This window comes from Streptomyces sp. NPDC001668 (assembly GCF_042893155.1).
GTDB lineage: Bacteria > Actinomycetota > Actinomycetes > Streptomycetales > Streptomycetaceae > Streptomyces.
Window position 1 is genome coordinate 361,721 of sequence record NZ_JBIAUQ010000008.1, and the last position, 18,191, is coordinate 379,911.

General features: G+C 71.3%; 17 protein-coding genes. 9 read left to right on the top strand and 8 right to left on the bottom strand.

Annotated elements, in window-relative coordinates:
• The first annotated feature begins 27 nt into the window (after window positions 1-27).
• Window positions 28-1,242, top strand: coding sequence for an acetyl-CoA C-acetyltransferase (locus tag ACFYZ8_RS25835; protein WP_388535826.1), 1,215 nt, complete (start codon window positions 28-30; stop codon window positions 1,240-1,242).
• A gap of 38 nt (window positions 1,243-1,280) precedes the next feature.
• Window positions 1,281-3,446, top strand: coding sequence for a 3-hydroxyacyl-CoA dehydrogenase NAD-binding domain-containing protein (locus ACFYZ8_RS25840; protein ID WP_388535824.1), 2,166 nt, complete (start codon window positions 1,281-1,283; stop codon window positions 3,444-3,446).
• A 166-nt stretch (window positions 3,447-3,612) separates the two neighbouring features.
• Here ACFYZ8_RS25840 and ACFYZ8_RS25845 read toward each other — a convergent pair whose 3' ends face one another.
• Complete coding sequence (locus ACFYZ8_RS25845) at window positions 3,613-4,014, bottom strand: hypothetical protein (RefSeq protein WP_388535821.1); 402 nt, start codon at window positions 4,012-4,014, stop codon at window positions 3,613-3,615.
• Between the two features lie 353 nt (window positions 4,015-4,367).
• Here ACFYZ8_RS25845 and argC point away from each other — a divergent pair, with 353 nt between their 5' ends.
• From argC to ACFYZ8_RS25870, 5 genes are read left to right on the top strand one after another with little or no spacing between them, the layout of a single operon-like run.
• On the top strand, window positions 4,368-5,396 hold the full coding sequence (gene argC, locus ACFYZ8_RS25850) for an N-acetyl-gamma-glutamyl-phosphate reductase (RefSeq protein WP_388535818.1): 1,029 nt from the start codon (window positions 4,368-4,370) through the stop codon (window positions 5,394-5,396).
• A complete protein-coding gene (gene argJ, locus ACFYZ8_RS25855; RefSeq protein WP_388535815.1) occupies window positions 5,393-6,544 on the top strand; it encodes a bifunctional glutamate N-acetyltransferase/amino-acid acetyltransferase ArgJ in 1,152 nt (383 codons plus the stop codon). The genes argC and argJ overlap by 4 nt, the downstream gene beginning before the upstream one ends.
• Window positions 6,541-7,452 (top strand): acetylglutamate kinase, encoded by a 912-nt coding sequence (gene argB / locus ACFYZ8_RS25860; RefSeq protein WP_388535814.1) that lies wholly within the window; start codon window positions 6,541-6,543, stop codon window positions 7,450-7,452. The genes argJ and argB overlap by 4 nt, the downstream gene beginning before the upstream one ends.
• The gene (locus ACFYZ8_RS25865) at window positions 7,449-8,645 is read left to right on the top strand and encodes an acetylornithine transaminase (protein ID WP_388535812.1); all 1,197 of its coding nucleotides are present in this window, start codon (window positions 7,449-7,451) and stop codon (window positions 8,643-8,645) included. Before argB ends, ACFYZ8_RS25865 begins: the two co-directional genes overlap by 4 nt.
• Before the next feature lie 19 nt (window positions 8,646-8,664).
• Window positions 8,665-9,210 (top strand): arginine repressor, encoded by a 546-nt coding sequence (locus ACFYZ8_RS25870; RefSeq protein ID WP_069761381.1) that lies wholly within the window; start codon window positions 8,665-8,667, stop codon window positions 9,208-9,210.
• A gap of 70 nt (window positions 9,211-9,280) precedes the next feature.
• Here ACFYZ8_RS25870 and ACFYZ8_RS25875 read toward each other — a convergent pair whose 3' ends face one another.
• The 5 genes from ACFYZ8_RS25875 to ACFYZ8_RS25895 all read right to left on the bottom strand — a co-directional run bounded on the left by ACFYZ8_RS25875 (window position 9,281) and on the right by ACFYZ8_RS25895 (window position 14,200).
• Entirely contained in the window at window positions 9,281-10,081 is an 801-nt protein-coding gene (locus ACFYZ8_RS25875) for an FAD:protein FMN transferase (protein ID WP_359039177.1), read from the bottom strand.
• On the bottom strand, window positions 10,074-10,862 hold the full coding sequence (locus tag ACFYZ8_RS25880; RefSeq protein ID WP_359039179.1) for an FMN-binding protein: 789 nt from the start codon (window positions 10,860-10,862) through the stop codon (window positions 10,074-10,076). The genes ACFYZ8_RS25875 and ACFYZ8_RS25880 overlap by 8 nt, the downstream gene beginning before the upstream one ends.
• Before the next feature lie 29 nt (window positions 10,863-10,891).
• Window positions 10,892-12,274, bottom strand: coding sequence for a ferric reductase-like transmembrane domain-containing protein (locus tag ACFYZ8_RS25885; RefSeq protein ID WP_388535806.1), 1,383 nt, complete (start codon window positions 12,272-12,274; stop codon window positions 10,892-10,894).
• A gap of 77 nt (window positions 12,275-12,351) precedes the next feature.
• Window positions 12,352-12,828 carry an FMN-binding protein gene (locus ACFYZ8_RS25890; protein WP_388535803.1) on the bottom strand — a complete coding sequence of 159 codons (477 nt, stop codon included), beginning with the start codon at window positions 12,826-12,828 and terminating at the stop codon, window positions 12,352-12,354.
• 19 nt (window positions 12,829-12,847) lie between these two features.
• Complete coding sequence (locus tag ACFYZ8_RS25895; protein WP_388535800.1) at window positions 12,848-14,200, bottom strand: ferric reductase-like transmembrane domain-containing protein; 1,353 nt, start codon at window positions 14,198-14,200, stop codon at window positions 12,848-12,850.
• A 149-nt stretch (window positions 14,201-14,349) separates the two neighbouring features.
• On the opposite strand from ACFYZ8_RS25895, the gene ACFYZ8_RS25900 reads away from it, so the two are divergent.
• Complete coding sequence (locus ACFYZ8_RS25900) at window positions 14,350-15,090, top strand: response regulator transcription factor (protein ID WP_388535797.1); 741 nt, start codon at window positions 14,350-14,352, stop codon at window positions 15,088-15,090.
• Window positions 15,087-16,529 (top strand): sensor histidine kinase, encoded by a 1,443-nt coding sequence (locus ACFYZ8_RS25905; RefSeq protein WP_388535795.1) that lies wholly within the window; start codon window positions 15,087-15,089, stop codon window positions 16,527-16,529. Before ACFYZ8_RS25900 ends, ACFYZ8_RS25905 begins: the two co-directional genes overlap by 4 nt.
• A gap of 18 nt (window positions 16,530-16,547) precedes the next feature.
• Here the strand turns inward: ACFYZ8_RS25905 and ACFYZ8_RS25910 are convergent, their stop codons facing one another.
• Window positions 16,548-17,135, bottom strand: a complete 588-nt coding sequence (locus tag ACFYZ8_RS25910; protein WP_388535793.1) for a pyridoxamine 5'-phosphate oxidase family protein — start codon at window positions 17,133-17,135, stop codon at window positions 16,548-16,550.
• Between the two features lie 121 nt (window positions 17,136-17,256).
• Window positions 17,257-18,159 carry a hypothetical protein gene (locus ACFYZ8_RS25915; protein ID WP_359039194.1) on the bottom strand — a complete coding sequence of 301 codons (903 nt, stop codon included), beginning with the start codon at window positions 18,157-18,159 and terminating at the stop codon, window positions 17,257-17,259.
• Between the last annotated feature and the right edge of the window lie 32 nt (window positions 18,160-18,191).

The following is an 18,191-nucleotide window of genomic DNA, read 5'->3' on the forward strand; positions in this document are numbered from 1 at the left end:
ATCCCCTGCCGGGAAGGGCCGCCGCCTGTGACCACCGAAGCCTTTGTCTACGATGCGATCCGCACGCCGCGAGGCCGCGGCAAGGAGACCGGCGCCCTGCACGGCACCAAACCGGTCTCCCTGGTCGTCGGGCTGATCGACGCCCTGCGCAAGCGCAACGCGAGCCTGGACCTCGACCGTCTCAGCGACCTCGTCCTCGGCGTGGTCACGCCGGTGGGGGACCAGGGCGCCGACATCGCGCGCACCGCCGCCCTCGTGGCCGGACTGCCGGACACCGTGACCGGCGTCCAGCTGAACCGCTTCTGCGGCTCCGGTCTGGAGGCGGTCAACACCGCGGCGCAGAAGATCCGCTCCGGATGGGACGACCTGTTCCTCGCGGGCGGCGTGGAGTCCATGTCGCGGGTACCGATGGGCTCGGACGGCGGAGCCCTCGCGGCCGACCCGGCCACCGCCTACGACCTGGGCTTCGTGCCGCAGGGCGTCGCCGCCGACCTCCTCGCCACCATGGAGGGCTTCACCCGCGCGGATCTCGACCGGTACGCGGCGGGCTCGCACGAGCGAGCGGCACGGGCCTGGCAGGAGGGCCGGTTCACGGGCTCCGTGATCCCGGTGACCGACCAAAACGGCCTGGTCGTCCTCGACCGCGACGAACACCTGCGGCCCGAGACCACCGCGGAGAGCCTGAGCCTGCTGCCGCCCGTATTCGCCAAGGCCGGCGAGGCGGGCGGGTTCGACGCGGTCGCCCTGCAGAAGTACCACCACGTCGAGGCCGTCGACCACCGGCACACGGCCGGCAACTCCTCCGGCGTCGTGGACGGAGCTGCCCTGCTGCTTCTCGGCTCCGCGCAGGCGGGAGGCGACCTCGGGCTCACCCCCCGGGCCCGGATCACGGGCGCCGCGACCTCCGGGGCGGATCCCACGATCATGCTGACCGGCCCGATCCCGGCCACCCGCAGGCTGCTCGCCCGTGCCGGACTGACAGTCGATGACATCGACCTGTTCGAGATGAACGAGGCCTTCGCCTCCGCGGTCCTGAAGTACGCGGGGGACCTGGGCGTGCCCATGGAGAAGCTCAACGTCAACGGCGGCGCCATCGCCCTGGGACACCCCCTCGGCGCGACCGGCGCCATGCTCGTGGGCACCGCCCTGGACGAGCTGGAACGCCGTGGCGCCCGGCGGGCCGTGGTCACCCTGTGCGTCGCCGGCGGCATGGGCGTGGCGACCCTCGTCGAACGCGTCTGACGCCGTCCATCACGTCGTAGGGAAGAGGAAGACAAGAAATGAGCGAGCAGGACACCATTCACTGGTCCCGTGACGAGGACGGCGTCGTCGTACTGACTCTGGACGCCCCGGGTCAGTCGGCCAACACCATGAACGCCGCCTACGTCGCGTCCATGGGCCGGGCCGTCGACCGGCTGGAAGCGGAGCGCGACACCCTCACCGGAGTCGTGATCACCTCCGCCAAGAAGACCTTCTTCGCCGGCGGCGACCTGCACGACATCATGGCGGCACGCCCCGAGGACGCGCAGTCGGTCCTCGACACCGCCACCCGGGTCAAGGACCAGCTGCGCAGGCTGGAACGGCTGGGCAGGCCCGTGGTCGCCGCCATCAACGGCAGCGCCCTCGGCGGCGGCCTCGAGATCGCCCTGGCCTGTCACCACCGTATTGCCGCGGACACCCCGGGCTGCCGGATCGGCCTGCCCGAAGTCACCCTCGGCCTGCTGCCCGGCGGTGGTGGCATCGTCCGCACGGTCCGCATGCTCGGCGTCCAGGAGGCGCTGCTGAAGGTGCTGCTCCAGGGGCAGCGGCACCGGCCGCGAGCGGCTCTGGCCATCGGACTGGTGGACGAGGTGGTCGACACGGCCGCGGAACTCCTGCCCAGGGCCAAGGCGTGGCTCCGGGCGAACCCGGAGCCGGTGCAGCCCTGGGACACCAAGGGGCACCGCATCCCGGGCGGCACCCCGTCCACCCCCTCCTTCGCCGCCGTCCTGCCCGCCCTTCCCGCGAATCTGCGCAAGCAGCTCAAGGGCGCGCCGGTCCCCGCACCGCGGGCCATCCTGTCGGCGGCGGTCGAGGGCGCGCAGGTGGACTTCGACACCGCGCTGCGTATCGAGTCGCGCTACTTCGTGGAGCTGGCGACCGGACAGACCGCCAAGAACATGATCCAGGCGTTCTTCTACGACCTCCAGCACATCCAGTCCGGCGGTTCCCGGCCCGAAGGCCACGAGAAGACGGTCGCACGCAAGGTCGGTGTCCTCGGTGCGGGCATGATGGGAGCCGGCATCGCCCATGTCTGCGCCGTGGCCGGACTCGAGGTCGTCCTCAAAGACGTGTCGGCCGACGCCGCGGAGAGGGGCAGGGACCATTCGGCCGGGCTCCTTGCCAAGGCGGTACAGCGGGGCCGGATGACCCGGGCCGACGCCGACACCGTCCTGGCGAGGATCACGGCCACCGCACTCCCCTCGGACCTGACCGGCTGCGACGTCGTGATCGAGGCGGTGTTCGAGAGCCAGGAGCTCAAGCACAAGGTGTTCGCCGAGATCGAGGGCATCGTGGCCCCCGACGCGCTGCTGGGCTCCAACACCTCCACCCTGCCGATCACCGGGCTGGCCGAAGGTGTCGAACGCCAGGCGGACTTCATCGGGCTGCACTTCTTCTCGCCGGTCGAGCGGATGCCGTTGCTGGAGATCATCCGGGGCGAGCGGACCAGCGACGCCGCCTTGGCCCGGGCGATCGACCTCGCGGGCCAGATCGGCAAGACCCCGATCGTGGTCAACGACAGCCGGGGATTCTTCACCAGCCGGGTGATCGGGGCGTTCGTCAACGAGGCCGTGAGCATGGTGGGGGAGGGGCTGCCGCCCGCCTCCATCGAGCAGGCGGGCGCCCAGGCCGGGTATCCCGCGCCGCCTCTGCAACTGGTGGACGAACTCTCGTTGACCCTCTGGCTCAAGGTCCGGGAGGAGACGATCGAGGCCCTGGAGAAGGAGGGGCGGGACGCGCCCGTCTTCGGCGCGGACGACGTCGTGCGCCGCATGGTGAGGGACTTCCACCGCGGAGGCAGGACAGCGGGGGCCGGCTTCTACGAATACGCCGAGGGCAGCCGCCTTCGGCTGTGGCCCGACCTCGCGGAGCACTTCGGCTCGGGCCGGCACCGCATCCCTTTCGAGGACATGCGGGAACGGATGCTGTTCGCCGAGGCGTTGGAGGCTGTGCGGTGCTTCGACGAAGGGGTGATCCTCTCCGAAGCGGACGCCAACATCGGGTCTCTTCTGGGGATCGGTTTCCCGGCCTGGACCGGGGGCGTCGCGCAGTACGTCAAGGGCTACCCGGGAGGCGTGGCGGGCTTCGTGGCGCGTGCCAGGGAACTGGCCGACCGCTACGGTGAGCGCTTCCTTCCGACGCCGTCCCTGGTGGCCAGGGCTGACGCGTCCGGCGACCGCGCGTGAAACGACAGCGGGACGGGCCGACTTGAGGCTGCCTGACCCGGTCGCCGTCCTGCGGTCGGCCGGACCAGCCGGAGCGAGGTCGCGAGCCGCGGCTCCGTCTCAGCGGGCGGAGGAGGACGGCGATCACCCGCGGGCGTCGGCGTCGAAGACCGATGCCCGCCACCGACTACCGCCAGCCGCAGGCAGCCGCCACTTCCCTGGCCGCCGCGCACGTCAGGGCGTCCTCTTCCTTGATCAGCTCCATCGGGCGGACGGCCGGCAACCACATCCCACCGCCGATCGCGGCCGGGAAGTCCGGGATGTGCCAGGCCCGCCCGCCCGCATGCCCGAAACCCAGCCGGAACGGCTGCGACAGCACTTCCGATGCCCTCAAGAAGTCCAGCGCGACCAGCAGGCTCACTTCCCTCAGCGACTCGAAGCCATGCTTCCCGCCCGCTGACGCCATCGCCTCCGGGCCGGGGCGGTGCCGCTGCTTCGCCCGCCACGTGAACCCCCGCATCGGCCGGGACGACATCACCGGTACGTGAGCCATGTCCCGGACCGGCCGGCAGACCTCGTCGGCGCCCACCTGCCACGTCGAACTCCACCGACGCGGCCAGCCGTCCCCGAGCCGCAGTCGATCCCGCAGTCCGGCGTCCCTGTCGTACGCCGTGACAAGGTGGTCCAGCTGACTTGAATCCGAGGGGATCTTCGCTCTCGCTGCCTCGCCCGCTCATCCAGAGAAGCGTCACTCGACCGGCGACGGGGGCGTTTCGCCGGTACTGCCCGCAACACAGCGTGACGGGACCAAGATTTGCCAACCAGCGTTCTCCATGCGCCGACCAAAATGCTCCGTCCCAGGTGCGAGCACGCGTGAGTATGCACGCGGTTGCATAAACGTGCAGCGAAACGTATAGTCATGCCATCCAGGAGGAGGATGACATGGCAGTACGGGCGGCAGTGGCCGGAGCGAGCGGATACGCGGGCGGTGAGGTCCTGCGACTGCTTCTGGCGCACCCCGAGGTCGAGGTCGGCGCGCTGACCGGCAACTCCAACGCCGGGCAGAAGCTGGGCGCGCTCCAGCCCCACCTGCTCCCGCTGGCCGACCGGGTCCTCCAGGAGACCACGGCCGACGTCCTCGCCGGACACGACGTGGTCTTCCTCGCGCTGCCCCACGGACAGTCCGCCGCCGTCGCCGAGCAGCTCGGCCCGGACGTCCTCGTCGTCGACATGGGCGCCGACTTCCGGCTGAAGGACGCGGCCGACTGGGAGAAGTTCTACGGCTCCGCGCACGCCGGCACCTGGCCGTACGGCCTGCCCGAACTGCCGGGTGCCCGCACCGCGCTGGAGGGGTCCAAGCGCATCGCGGTACCCGGCTGCTACCCGACCGCCGTCACGCTCGCCCTCTTCCCGGCCTACACCGCGGGCCTCGCCGAGCACGAGGCCGTGATCGTCGCCGCCTCCGGCACCTCCGGCGCGGGCAAGGCGCCCAAGCCGAACCTGCTGGGCAGCGAGGTCATGGGCTCCATGTCGCCGTACGGCGTCGGCGGCGGCCACCGGCACACGCCCGAGATGATCCAGAACCTCAGCGCGGTGGCGGGTGCGAAGGTGAATGTCTCCTTCACCCCGACCCTCGCGCCCATGCCCCGCGGCATCCTCGCCACGTGCAGCGCCAAGGCGAAGCCCGGTGTCACCGCCGAGGCCGTCCGCGCCGCCTACGAGAAGGCCCTCGCCGACGAACCCTTCGTCCACCTGCTCCCCGAGGGGCAGTGGCCCGCCACGGCGTCCGTCTACGGTTCGAACGGCGTTCAGGTGCAGGTCGCCCTCGACGAGTCCGTGGGCCGCATCATCGCGATCAGCGCCATCGACAACCTGGCCAAGGGCACCGCGGGCGGTGCCGTCCAGAGCATGAACATCGCCCTCGGGCTCCCCGAGGAGCTCGGTCTTTCCACGATCGGAGTCGCACCGTGAGCGTCACGGCAGCCAAGGGATTCCAGGCGGCGGGCATCGCCGCCGGAATCAAGGAGAACGGCAACCCGGACCTGGCCCTCGTGGTCAACACCGGGCCCCGCCGCGCCGCCGCCGGCGTCTTCACCTCCAACCGCGTGAAGGCAGCGCCCGTGCTGTGGTCCGAGCAGGTCCTCAAGAGCGGGCAGTTGTCCGCCGTGGTCCTCAACTCCGGTGGCGCGAACGCCTGTACGGGCCCCAAGGGCTTCCAGGACGCGCACGCCACCGCCGAGAAGGTCGCCGAGGTGCTGGAGATCGGCGCGGGTGAGGTCGCCGTCGCCTCCACCGGACTCATCGGACTCCTGCTTCCGATGGACAAGCTCCTGCCGGGAGTCGAGGCCGCGGCCGCCCAACTCTCCGAGCACGGCGGTGAGAAGGCCGCCATCGCCATCAAGACCACGGACACCGTCCACAAGACGTCCGTGGTGACCAAGGACGGCTGGACCGTCGGCGGCATGGCCAAGGGCGCGGGGATGCTCGCCCCCGGCCTCGCCACCATGCTCGTCGTCCTGACCACCGACGCGGACCTGGAGAGCGACGTCCTGGACAGCGCCCTGCGGGCCGCCACCCGGACCACCTTCGACCGGGTCGACTCCGACGGCTGCATGTCCACCAACGACACCGTGCTGCTGCTCGCCTCCGGCGCCTCCGAAGTCACCCCGGAGTACGCGGAGTTCGCCGAGGCCGTACGCCAGGTCTGCGACGACCTCGGTCAGCAGCTCATCCGGGACGCCGAGGGCGCCAGCAAGGACATCAAGGTCGAGGTCGTCAACGCGGCGAGCGAGGACGACGCCGTCGAGGTGGGCCGCTCCATCGCCCGCAACAACCTCCTCAAGTGCGCGATCCACGGCGAGGACCCCAACTGGGGCCGCGTGCTCTCCGCGATCGGCACGACCAAGGCCGCCTTCGAGCCGGACCACCTGAACGTCGCCATCAACGGCGTCTGGGTCTGCAAGAACGGCGGTGTCGGCGAGGACCGCGACAAGGTCGACATGCGCTACCGCGAGGTGCACATCGTCGCCGACCTCGCCGCCGGGTCCGAGACCGCCACCATCTGGACCAACGACCTCACCGCCGACTACGTCCACGAGAACAGCGCCTACTCGTCATGAGCAGCCCCACGCGGAAGCACACCGCGCTCCCGAAAGCCCAGATCCTCATCGAGGCGCTGCCCTGGCTGGTCCGCCACAACGGCAAGACCGTCGTCATCAAGTTCGGCGGCAACGCCATGATCGACGAGGACCTGAAGGCCGCCTTCGCCCAGGACGTCGTCTTCCTGCACCACGCCGGGCTCAAGCCGGTCGTCGTGCACGGCGGCGGCCCGCAGATCAGCGCCGCCCTCGACAAGCACGGCATCGTCAGCGAGTTCAAGGCCGGCCTGCGCGTCACCACCGAGGACGCCATGGACGTCGTACGGATGGTGCTGGCCGGGCAGGTGCAGCGCGAGCTGGTCAACCTGCTCAACGAACACGGGCCGCTGGCCGTCGGGTTGACCGGCGAGGACGCGCACACCATCACCGCCACCAAGCACCAGCCCGAGATCGACGGCGAGTTGGTCGACATCGGGCGGGTGGGCGAGATCACCGCGATCGACACGGGCGCGATCGAGGCACTGCTCGCCGACGGCCGGATCCCGGTCGTCTCCTCGATCGCCCGGAGCCAGGACGACGGACATGTCTACAACGTCAATGCTGATACGGCGGCTGCGGCACTCGCTGCTGCTCTGGACGCCGAAACCCTCATGGTCCTCACGGACGTCGAGGGCCTCTACGAGGACTGGCCGCACAGCGACGAGGTGATCAGCCGCCTCACGGCTTCCCAACTGGAGAAGCTGCTGCCGGAGTTGAGCTCCGGCATGGTCCCGAAGATGGAGGGCTGTCTGCACGCCGTGCGCAACGGCGTGACCACGGCCCGGGTCATCGACGGGCGGGTCCAGCACTCGATCCTGCTGGAGATCTTCACCGACGAAGGCATCGGCACGATGGTCGTGCCCGACGCACAAGAGGGGGATGCCGTATGACCGACACCGCGACCAACGCAGAGCTCACCCAGCGGTGGCAGGGCTCGCTCATGAACAACTACGGCACCCCGCGCCTCCCTCTCGTGCGCGGCGAGGGACTCAAGGTCTGGGACAGCGAGGGCAGGCAGTACCTCGACTTCGTCGGCGGCATCGCCACCAACGCCCTCGGCCACGCCCACCCGGCGATCGTCGAGGCCGTGAGCAGCCAGGTCGCCTCCCTCGGCCACGTCTCCAACCTCTTCATGGCCGAGCCGACCATCGCCCTCGCCGAGCGGCTGCTCCAGCTCTTCGGCCGGGACGGCAAGGTCTTCTTCTGCAACTCCGGCGCCGAGGCGACCGAGGCGGCCTTCAAGATCGGCCGGCTGACCGGGCGCACCCACATGGTGGCCACCGAGGGCGGCTTCCACGGCCGGACCATGGGCGCCCTCGCGCTCACCGGCCAGCCCGCCAAGCAGACCCCCTTCCTGCCGCTCCCCGGTGACGTCACCCATGTGCCGTACGGCGACGCGCAGGCCCTGGCCGCCGCGGTCACCGAGGACACCGCGCTCGTCCTCATCGAGCCGATCCAGGGCGAGAACGGCGTGGTGGTGCCCCCGCCCGGCTACCTCAAGGCGGCCCGGGCGATCACGGCGGCCAAGGGCGCGCTGCTGGTCCTCGACGAGGTGCAGACCGGCATCGGCCGTACCGGGAACTGGTTCGAGTACCAGGCCCACGAGGGCGTACTGCCGGACGTGGTCACCCTCGCCAAGCAGCTCGGCGGCGGACTCCCGCTCGGCGCGACCGTCGCCTTCGGGCGGGCCGCGGACCTGCTCCAGCCGGGCCACCACGGGACGACCTTCGGCGGGAACCCGGTCGCGTGCGCCGCGGGACTCGCCGTACTCGACACCATCGAGAACGAGGGGTTGCTGGAGAACGTCAAGCAGCAGAGCGAGAGGCTGCGGGACGGAATCGAGTCACTGGGCCACCCGCTGATCGACCATGTCCGGGGTGCCGGGCTCCTGCTGGGTATCGTGCTCACCGAGCCGCTCGCGCCGAAGGTGCAGCAGGCGGCTCAGGAGGCCGGTTTCCTGGTGAACGCGCCCGCCCCCGATGTCGTACGGCTGATGCCGCCGCTGAACCTCGGCGACGACGAAGTGGACGCGCTTCTTCAGGCTCTCCCCGGCATCCTGGGTGCCGCCGAGGGAGATGGATGATCCGGGGAATGAGACGACGATGAGCCATGCGCAGGATCACGAGCACAACGGGGTCGCGGGGCCTGCCGTGCCGCAGACGCGTACCGCGCGCCACCGCCGGATCGTGGACATCCTCAACCGGCAACCGGTGCGGTCGCAGAGCCAGTTGGCCAAGCTGCTGTCCGACGACGGGCTGAGCGTCACGCAGGCGACGCTCTCCCGGGACCTCGACGAGCTGAACGCGGTGAAGATCCGCAACAACGACGGCGACCTGATCTACGCGGTGCCGAGCGAGGGGGGTTTCCGGACTCCTCGGGCGCCGCTGGGGGAGTCGGCGAAGGAGGAGCGGATGCGGCGGCTGTCGCAGGAGCTGCTGATCTCCGCGGAGGCTTCGGCGAATCTTGTGGTCCTGCGTACGCCTCCGGGGGCCGCGCAGTTCTTGGCGTCGGCGATTGATCAGGCTGAGCTGCACGACATCCTGGGGACGATTGCCGGTGACGACACGCTGATGCTGATCAGCCGGAACCCGACCGGGGGACAGGCGCTGGCTGAGCATTTGCTGCGGTTGGCTCAGAACGGGCACTAGCGGTTGTCTGTTGGGCGCGGGTCTGTGGGGGGCCGGTCGCGCAGTTCCCCGCGCCCCCAGGGAAACCCGTTCACCCGAGTCGAGCTGCCAGGCCCCCTGTGCACCTGACCTCGTCGCCCGCCGTGATCAGCAGCGCCTCCACGTCCGGCAGGCTCTCCAGCCAGGCCAGACCCTCCCGCGAACCCATCGCGAACGCCGCCGTCGCCCAGCAGTCCGCCCAGGTGATGGTGGGGGCCACCACCGTGACCGCCAGCAGGTCCGTGACCGCCGAGCGGCCCGTGCGGGGGTCCACGATGTGGGCGCCTCTTTCGGCCGTGCCGGAAGTCGCCACCGCCAGCTCCGACGCGCCCGCCGCCGAGACCACCGCCGCCAGGCCGCCCGGGCGCAGGGGGTCCGAGACACCTACGCGCCACGGGCGTTCGGGGCCCGGTACGCCCAACAGCTGTACGTCTCCGCCGCCGTTGACGCTCACCCCGGTGGCTCCCGCGAGAGCGATGCGGCGGGCCGCGCGTTCCACCGCCCAGCCCTTGACGATGCCCGTCGGGTCCAGGCGGCCCTCGTAGCGCGTGCTGAACCAGCCGTCGCTCAACCGCTCGGCCTCGGCGCCGAGTTCGAGGACCTCGGCGACCTCGGGATCGCAGTCGGCGACCGTCAGCTCACCGCGGGCCAGGCGGGAGACCTGGCTGTCGTCGCGGTAGGTGCTGAACACCTCGTTGACGCGGTGCAGTTCCGCCACCGCCTCCCGCAGTGCCGTCTGCACGGCGAGGGGTTCCCCGCCGCGGACGTCGAAGGAGAAGACCGTCCCCATGACCTCCTCCGCGTGACGCACCGCGGCGGGAGCTTGTGCCGGCTCGGCCACGGTGTCAGCCACCGGCCTGGTCCAGCGCGGACTGGAGCGACTTCTTGTAGCCCTCGCTGGTGTAGGTGGCCCCGGACACCGAGTCGATGTCCGCGCTGCCGGCCGCCACGGCCTCCTGGTTGAGCTTCGGGATGGACAGCGCCGTCTTCTGGTCGCTCGTCCCGCCCTTCGGGGCCTGCACGGCCTCGGCGTCGGTGATCTTGCCGCCGCTGACCGTGATGCGGACCTGAACGGGTCCGTACTGGGTCTGGGAGACGGCTCCGGTGACCGTCTTCGCCGCCGCCCCGGCGCCGCCGCCGGCCGGCTGGGAGGGCTGAGCCGACGGCTGGGCCGGGGCAGCCGCGTTCGCCTTGTCGATCGCCGACTGGAGCGACTTCTTGTAGCCCTCGCTGGTGTAGGTCGCCCCGGAGACCGTGTCGATCTTCGGGCTCTGCTTGGCGACCACGTCCTGGTTGAGCTTCGGGACGGACAGCGCCGTCTTCTGGTCGCTCGTCCCGCCCTTCGGCGCCTGCACGGCCTCGGCCTTGGTGATCTTGTTGCCGCTGACGGTGATACGGACCTGGACCGGCCCGTACTGCGTCTGGACCACGTCACCGGTGATCGCGCCGCCCGCGGCGGCCCCTGCGCCGCCCTGGGCCGACTCCTGGACCCCCGCGGTCTGCTGCGGGATCGTTCCGCCCGCCTGGGCGGAAGCCGGGTCCGTGGACGGCTTCAGCGACAGCATCAGCACGACACCGGAGACGGTGGCGGCGGTCGCGAGCACGACTCGACGGACGGGGTGAGACTTCCTCATCGCTTCAACAGCTCCTGGATTCCCGTCGCTCACATCTCGAACGACTCGTGATGGATGCGGCGGGCGGGCACACCCGCGCCGCGCAGTGCTTCGTACACGGCCTGCGCGAAACCGTTCGGCCCGCACATGAACACGTCGTGCTTGTCGATGTCGGGGAGCTTGCGCTGGAGGGACTCCGCGGAGATGTCCGGGCGCTCCCCGTCCGGACTGTTCACCGCGTACATCAGACGGGCGCCGCGCTCGTCCGCGATGGCGGAGAGCTCGTCCCACAGGGCCAGGTCCTGGGTGGTGTTGGCCCGGTACAGCAGGGTGATGTCACCGGCCGCGCCCGGCAGCGTCTCGAACAGGGCCCGCATCGGCGTGATGCCGACACCGCCGGCCACCAGCAGCACCTTGCCGCGGCTGCGGCGCTGGGCGGTCAGGGCGCCGTACGGCCCCTCGGCCCACACCTTGGTGCCGGGCTCCAGCTCGCGCAGCCGCTCGCTGTGGTCGCCGATCGCCTTCACCGTGATCCGCAGCATGCCTGGTCGGGGCGCCGCGGACAGCGAGTACGGGTGGGAGGAGAACCGCATGCCCGGGGCGAGGAACCGCCAGCGGAAGAACTGGCCCGCCTCCGCGCCCATCCGGTGCAGCTTGCGCCCGCCGATCAGCACCGACACCACGCCCGGGGTCTCCTCGACGACCGCCTCGACGTACATCCGGTGGCGCAGGTTCAGGCGGATCGGGGTGAGGATCCGGTACCACACCACCAGCGCGGTGACCGAGCCGTACAGCCCGTACCAGACGGTCTTGGCGACCGGCTCGACCGCGAAGTCGTTGCCGGTGGTCAGCTGGTGCCAGAAGGTCAGGAAGACCGCCGCGTACGTCAGCAGGTGCACGTGGTACCAGGTGTCGTACGGGATCCTCCTGCGCACCCCGCCGATCGACATCAGGCCGATGACGAACAGCAGACCCGTGCCGATGGCCGCCTTGCCCATGTCCGGCAGCTGGTTGATGGAGTCCATCGTCTGCTGGACGATGTCGCCGAGCCCCTTGCCTGCCTGGAGCGCGTATCCCCACATGATCAGGAAGACGTGGGCGACGACCAGGCAGAGCGTGTAGCGGCCGGTCATCGCGTGCCATCGGGCGACCCGGTCGGAGCCCACCCGGCGTTCCAGGGCGGGCACCCGGGCCATCTGGAGCACCACGAGCGCCATCAGATAGCCGGCCAGCAGACCGGTGATCCGGCCCGCGTTGAGGATCTTGCTGTTGTCGTCGGCCACGGACGGCGTGTTGTGCCACCACAGCCACAGCACACCGGCCGCGCCCGCCCATACGGCGATCAGCAGGACGGTCGCCGGAGAACGGCGCGGGCGGATGCGGCGCATCGTCTGACGGCGGGCGGCGCGGCCGCTGGCGAGCGTGGTCGTCACGTTTCCTCCGGGGACGGGGGCAAGGGGGGTGGGCGTGGTCCCTTGGCCCTTGGATACGTGCCGTGACGCCGGTGTGTTCAGCTCCCCGCGGAGTCCAGTGCGGACTGGAGTGACTGGCGGTAACCCTCGCTCGTATAAGTGGCCCCGGAGACCGTGTCGATGTCCGCGCTCTGCGCCTGGAGCGCCTCGCTCCGCAGCCGGGGCAGGGCGTAGCTGTTGATCTCCTGGTCCCGCGGGTTGTCCGTGGGGTAGGTGACCGCCGTGACCCCGGTGAGCTTGCCGTCCTTGACGGTGACGCGGACCTGGACCGGCCCCCAGCGGGTCTGGATCGTGTCTCCTGTGACGGTCTTCGTGCCGGTGGTGCCCGATCCGGAACCGCTCGACGATCCGCTGCCGCTGGACGCGCTCGCGCTGCCGGAGGGCGCGGGCAGTGTCAGGGCGGCCTGCGGCGAGGCGTGCGGCTTCAGCGACAGCAGCATCACCATCCCGGAGACGGTGGCGGCGCTCGCCAGCACGATCCGGCGCAGTGGGCGGTTCTTCTTCAACGCGTGCACTTCTACGGCCTCACAGTTCTCACAGCTCGAACGACTCGTGGTGGATCCGGCGGTCCGGGACCCCGGCGGCGCGCAGCTCCTCGTACAGGTCCCGGGCGAAGCCGTGCGGGCCGCAGAGGTAGACGTCGTGCTCGGCGAGGTCGGGCAGGGCCGCTCGCAGCGACTCGGCGGTGATGCGCGGCCGTTGTCCCCCGGGTCCGTTGAGCAGGTAGTGCAGCCTGGCCCCGCGCCAGCGCGCGACGGCCTCCAACTCCCCGCCCAGCGCGAGGTCTTCGACCGTGCGCGCCCGGTACAGCAGGGTGACCTCGCCCGGCAGCGTCTCGAACAGCGCCCGCAGCGGGGTGATGCCGACACCGCCGCCGATCAGCAGCGACTTGGGGGATGTCTGCCGGTCCCCGGTCAGGGAGCCGTACGGCCCCTCGGCCCACACGCGTGTGCCGGGCCGGAGCAACGCCACGGCCGCGCTGTGGTCGCCGAGTGCCTTGACCGTGATCCGCATGCGGTCGCGGCGGGGCGGCGCCGACAGGGAGTACGGCGTCGACGTCCACCGCAGACCGTCGGCGAGGAACCGCCAGCGGAAGAACTGCCCGGCTCGTGCGCCGAGTCGGTCCAGCTCCCGCCCGTGCACGACGACGGACCACACCCCCGGCGCCTCCTGGTGCACCGACTCCACCCGCAGCCGGTGCCGCAGGTTCAGCCGCACCGGGGCGAGTATCCGGAACCACAGCACCAGGGCCGCGACACCGAGGTAGAGGGCGTACCAGGCCGCGGTGGCCGCGGAGTTGCCGTTGAAGTCGTTGCCGAGGGCCAGTTGGTGGCCGAAGGAGAGGAACACCGCGGCGTACGTGAGGAGATGGACGTAGTACCAGAACTCGTGGCCGGTACGACGGCGTACCGCTCGCGCGGAGGTGATCCCGACGGCGAGGAGGATCACCGTCCCCGCGGTCGCCTTGAGCATCTCCGGATAGTCCAGGACCACGGTGACCGTCTCGTGCCACAGCGAGGCGCCGTCCTGGGCGGCGTACCCGGCGAGGATCAGCCCGATGTGCGCGAGCAGCAGGCAGACGGTGTAGCGGCCGGCCATCGCGTGCCAGCGGGCCACCCGGTCCGAACCGACCCGCCGCTCCAGCACCGGCACCCGCGCCATCAGCCCGACGAGCACCGCGCAGGCGTACCCGCACAGCAGCCCGGCGATCCGCCCCGCCCCGGTCAGCCACCCGGCCGTACCGACCACGGAACCGGTGTCCGCCCACCACAGGGCGAGCACGGCCGCCGCCCCGGCCCACAGCAGCGCCAGCACGGCACCCGCCGGGGAGCGTCGGGCGGGCGGCGTCACGGCCGGTGCGGCCCGCCGCTCGTACACGGTGGTCATGGATGCGTCCTTTCGCCTGTGCAGGACACCACCGTGCGGGGCGAACCTCTCAGGACCCTCTGAAACGGCACCCCCAGAGCGCACTCAGAGGAAACTCAGAGCTTCCCGAGGCCCCCGTCACCCCGGCCAGGGGCGATCCTGGAGAGGACATGAACACCGCCCGCTCCGGCCGCCCCGCCCTCACCCGCCCCGACGGCACCCCGCTGCGCGTCCTCGTCGTCGACGACGACCCGGATCTCGCCGAGGTCCTCTCCGGCGCCCTGCGCTACGAGGGCTGGCAGGTCCGCACGGCCGGCGACGGCGCCTCGGCGGTGTCCGCCGCCCGGGAACTGCTGCCCGACGCCGTCGTCCTGGACGTGATGCTCCCGGACACCGACGGCTTCACCGTGCTGCGGGCCCTGCACACCGTGAAGTCCGACGTCTGCGTGCTCTTCCTGACCGCGCGGGACGCCGTAGAGGACCGCATCAAGGGCATCACGGCGGGCGGCGACGACTACGTGACCAAGCCGTTCAGCCTGGAGGAGGTCGTCGCCCGGCTGCGCGGACTGCTGCGCCGCGCGGGCATGGCCCGGCAGCTCGACGAGGGCCCCCGACTGACCGTCGGCGACCTGGTCATGGACGAGGAGGCCCGCGAGGTCACCCGGGGCGGCGAGCTGATCGAGCTTTCCCCGACCGAGTTCGAGCTGCTGCGCTTCCTCATGCGCAACCCGCGCCGGGTGCTCAGCAAGGCGCAGATCCTCGACCGGGTGTGGTCCTACGACTTCGGCGGCCGCGCCCACGTGGTCGAGCTGTACATCTCGTACCTGCGCAAGAAGGTGGACGCGGGCCGCGAGCCGATGATCCACACCGTGCGCGGGGCGGGGTACGTGATCAAGCCGGTGACATCGTGAGGGATCTGCGGCCGCGCACACTGCGGTCCCGGCTCACCCTCGGCCTGGTGGTGCTGCTGGCGGTGAGCTGCGCCGCGGTCGGTGTCGCCGCGGTTCTCGGATTGAACGGCTTCCTCACCAGCCGCCTCGACGAGCAGCTCACCGAGGCGGGGAACAGGTTCGCGGTCAGTCTTGAGCACAAGGGGCAGCCGCAGAAGGACGACCACGACGGCGACGAGCACGGCGACACCCGCAGGCAGGCCACCGGCACGTTCGGCGCCCGCCTGGTGGACGGCACGGTCACCAACGCGGCGGTCGTCCGCCGCGCCGGCACCCTGAACGTGGACCTGAGCGCGGCCGACCGTGAGCGGCTCGCGGCCGTCCCCGTCGACGGCCGGGGCCACAGCGTCGACCTCTCCGCCCTGGACGACTACCGGGTGATCGCCACCCAAGGGCTGGACGGCGACGTCCTGATCACCGGGATGCCCCTGGAGCCCGTCGAGGCCACCGTCCACCGCCTCGAACTGGTCGCCGGGATCGTCTTCGGCGCCGCCCTCACCACGGCGGGTGTCACGGGCGCCCTGTGGGTGCGCTGGTCCCTGCGCCCGCTCAGCCGGGTCGCCGCCACCGCCACCCGGGTCAGTGAACTCCCGCTGGCCAGCGGGGAGGTGGCCCTTCCGCCGCGCGCACCGGAGTCCGACCCGCGCAGTGAGGTGGGCCGGGTCGCCGGCGCCTTCAACCGCATGCTCGGCCACGTCGAGGACGCCCTCACCAAGCGCCACGCCAGCGAGGAACGGCTGCGCAGCTTCGCCGCCGACGCCAGCCACGAACTGCGCACCCCGGTCGCCTCGGTCCGGGGCCACGCCGAACTCGCCCTGCTGCACCCAGGACCGCTCCCGCCCGAGATCACCCGGGCGCTGGAACGCATCGCCGCCGAGTCGACCCGTATGGGCGCCATGGTCGACGACCTGCTCCTGCTGGCCCGTCTGGACGCCGGCCGCCCCCTGGAGGCCGCCCCCGTCGACCTCACCCGCCTGGTCCTCGACGCCCTCACGGACGCGCGGGCCACCGGTTCCGGGCACCGCTGGGAGCTGGACCTCCCCGAGGACCCGGTCACGGTGACGGGCGACGCGCACCGCCTCCACCAGGTCCTGGCCAACCTGCTGTCCAACGCCCGGCTGCACACCCCGCCCGGCACCAAGGTGACGGTGACGCTGGAGACCGACGACACCACCGCGGTGCTGAAGGTCCACGACGACGGCACCGGCATCCCCGAGGACATCCGGTCCGGCGTCTTCGAACGCTTCACCCGCGCCGACCGCAGCACCAAGGCGGAGACCGGCGGCGCGGGCCTCGGCCTGTCGATCGTGGCGGCCGTGGTGGAGGCGCACGGGGGAAGCGTGACGGTGGAGAGCAGGCCCGGATCGACGACGTTCGCCGTCCGGCTCGGCAGGGCGTGAATCAGACCGGGACGTGCGTCAGACCGTGGACGGCGGCAACGGCAGCGGCAGCCCCGGCAGGCCGTCCAGGCTCGTGGCGATGTGCTCCTTCTTGCTGAAGTACTCGCTGAGCGACGCGTCGTCCTCGCGCGCGAACCGCCTGCCGTGCAGGTCCCGCTCGCCCTCGTACGCCATGTACGGCACCGCGTAGCCGCAGGAGTCCCGGACCAGTTCGGCCGTCACCACGACGATCGCCCGCAGTCCGTGCACGGTCGGGTCGATGTCGGGGAAGTGGGAGAGCAGTTCCCCGAAACGCTGGTCGTCCCGGAAGACCGGCTCACCGCGCCCGTGCACCCGGACGATGTTCGGCGGCCCCTGGAACGCGCACCACATGAGGGTGATCCGGCCGTTCTCCCGCAGGTGCGCGACCGTCTCGGCGGTGGAGCCGGCGAAGTCGAGGTAGGCCACGGTCAGTTCGTCCAGAACCGCGAAGGAGCCGCGCAGGCCCTTGGGCGAGAGGTTGACCGTGCCGTCGCCGGAGAGGGGAGCGGTCGCGGTGAAGAAGAGGGGCTGCGCCTCGATGAAGGAGCGGAGCCGGCCGTCTATGCGCTCATAGGTCTTTCCCATGTCTAAGCATTATGGGTGCAGACCTTTCGCCTGTCTAAGGAATCCGGGCGTCCTCTTGCGGGAAGACGTCCGTGGCCGCCCCGGCCGGCGCTCACACGGGGCGGCCACAGCGCCTGTCACGTCACTGGGTGAGCGTGCAGGCAGCGAGGGAGTCGAGGCCCTGCGGCTTCTCCGCGGTACGGCCGATGGAGATGGCGATACGGTCGATGGTCGACTTCCGCTTGTCGGCCAGCGGGCCGAGGATCGCGTTCTGGACGAAGTTCGGACCGCCCTGGCCGACCGTGTCGACGAGCCGCTTGTTCGCCTCGGCGAGCTGCGTGTTCAGCAGCGCCAGGTTGCGGTCCACCTCGGCCTGCGCGGTGGCCGGGATCGCGGGGAGCTTCGAGGCCACGTCCGGGCAGGAGATGGCGCCCGCGCCCGCGGCCTGACCCGCGTCGCCCGCGCCCTCGGCGTTCCCGGTGTCCTCGGCGCCGCCGGCCGCCTCCGAGGCCGCCTCGCTCGGCGTGGCCTCCGCGCCCATGCCGGCCCCGGCCTCCTCACCCGCGCCCGCCTCCTCGCCGGCGCCCGCCGCGCCGTCGGCGTTGAGGGTGCAGGGGGCCAGGGCGTCGAGGCCCTGCGGCTTGTCCGCGGTACGGCCGATGGCGGTGGCGATGCGGTTGACCGTGGCGATCCGCTTGTCCTCCAGCGGGCCGAGGATGGCGTTCTGGACGAAGTTGGGGCCGCCCTGGCCGACCGTGTCGACGAGCCGCTTGTTCGCCTCGTCGATCTGGGTCTGCAGCAGGGTCAGGTTGCGGTCGACCTCGGCCTGCGCGGTGGCCGGGATCGCGGGCAGCTGGGAGGCCACGTCCGGGCAGGTGATGGTGCCCGGGCCGGCGGCCAGCGTGCGGGCGCCCGTGGTGCTGCTCTTGGAGGTCTCCCCGGCGAGGGCGGTGCCGGCGACGATCGCCCCGGTCAGTGCGACGGCGGCGGCGCCGCCGATGATCGCCACGCGGCGCTTGTTGTACTTCGGAAGAGCCCTGGACATGCGGATGCCTCACTCGGGGTCGGGAGTGGTCT

What these genes read in the sequence shown, in the direction of transcription:
- ACFYZ8_RS25840 (WP_388535824.1), top strand. Translation starts at nt 1,281, where the DNA reads ATGAGCGAGCAGGACACCATTCACTGGTCCCGTGACGAGGACGGCGTC.
- argC (WP_388535818.1), top strand. Translation starts at nt 4,368, where the DNA reads ATGGCAGTACGGGCGGCAGTGGCCGGAGCGAGCGGATACGCGGGCGGT.
- argB (WP_388535814.1), top strand. Translation starts at nt 6,541, where the DNA reads ATGAGCAGCCCCACGCGGAAGCACACCGCGCTCCCGAAAGCCCAGATC.
- ACFYZ8_RS25865 (WP_388535812.1), top strand. Translation starts at nt 7,449, where the DNA reads ATGACCGACACCGCGACCAACGCAGAGCTCACCCAGCGGTGGCAGGGC.
- ACFYZ8_RS25870 (WP_069761381.1), top strand. Translation starts at nt 8,665, where the DNA reads ATGAGCCATGCGCAGGATCACGAGCACAACGGGGTCGCGGGGCCTGCC.
- ACFYZ8_RS25880 (WP_359039179.1), bottom strand. Translation starts at nt 10,862, where the DNA reads ATGAGGAAGTCTCACCCCGTCCGTCGAGTCGTGCTCGCGACCGCCGCC.
- ACFYZ8_RS25895 (WP_388535800.1), bottom strand. Translation starts at nt 14,200, where the DNA reads ATGACCACCGTGTACGAGCGGCGGGCCGCACCGGCCGTGACGCCGCCC.
- ACFYZ8_RS25900 (WP_388535797.1), top strand. Translation starts at nt 14,350, where the DNA reads ATGAACACCGCCCGCTCCGGCCGCCCCGCCCTCACCCGCCCCGACGGC.
- ACFYZ8_RS25910 (WP_388535793.1), bottom strand. Translation starts at nt 17,135, where the DNA reads ATGGGAAAGACCTATGAGCGCATAGACGGCCGGCTCCGCTCCTTCATC.
- ACFYZ8_RS25915 (WP_359039194.1), bottom strand. Translation starts at nt 18,159, where the DNA reads ATGTCCAGGGCTCTTCCGAAGTACAACAAGCGCCGCGTGGCGATCATC.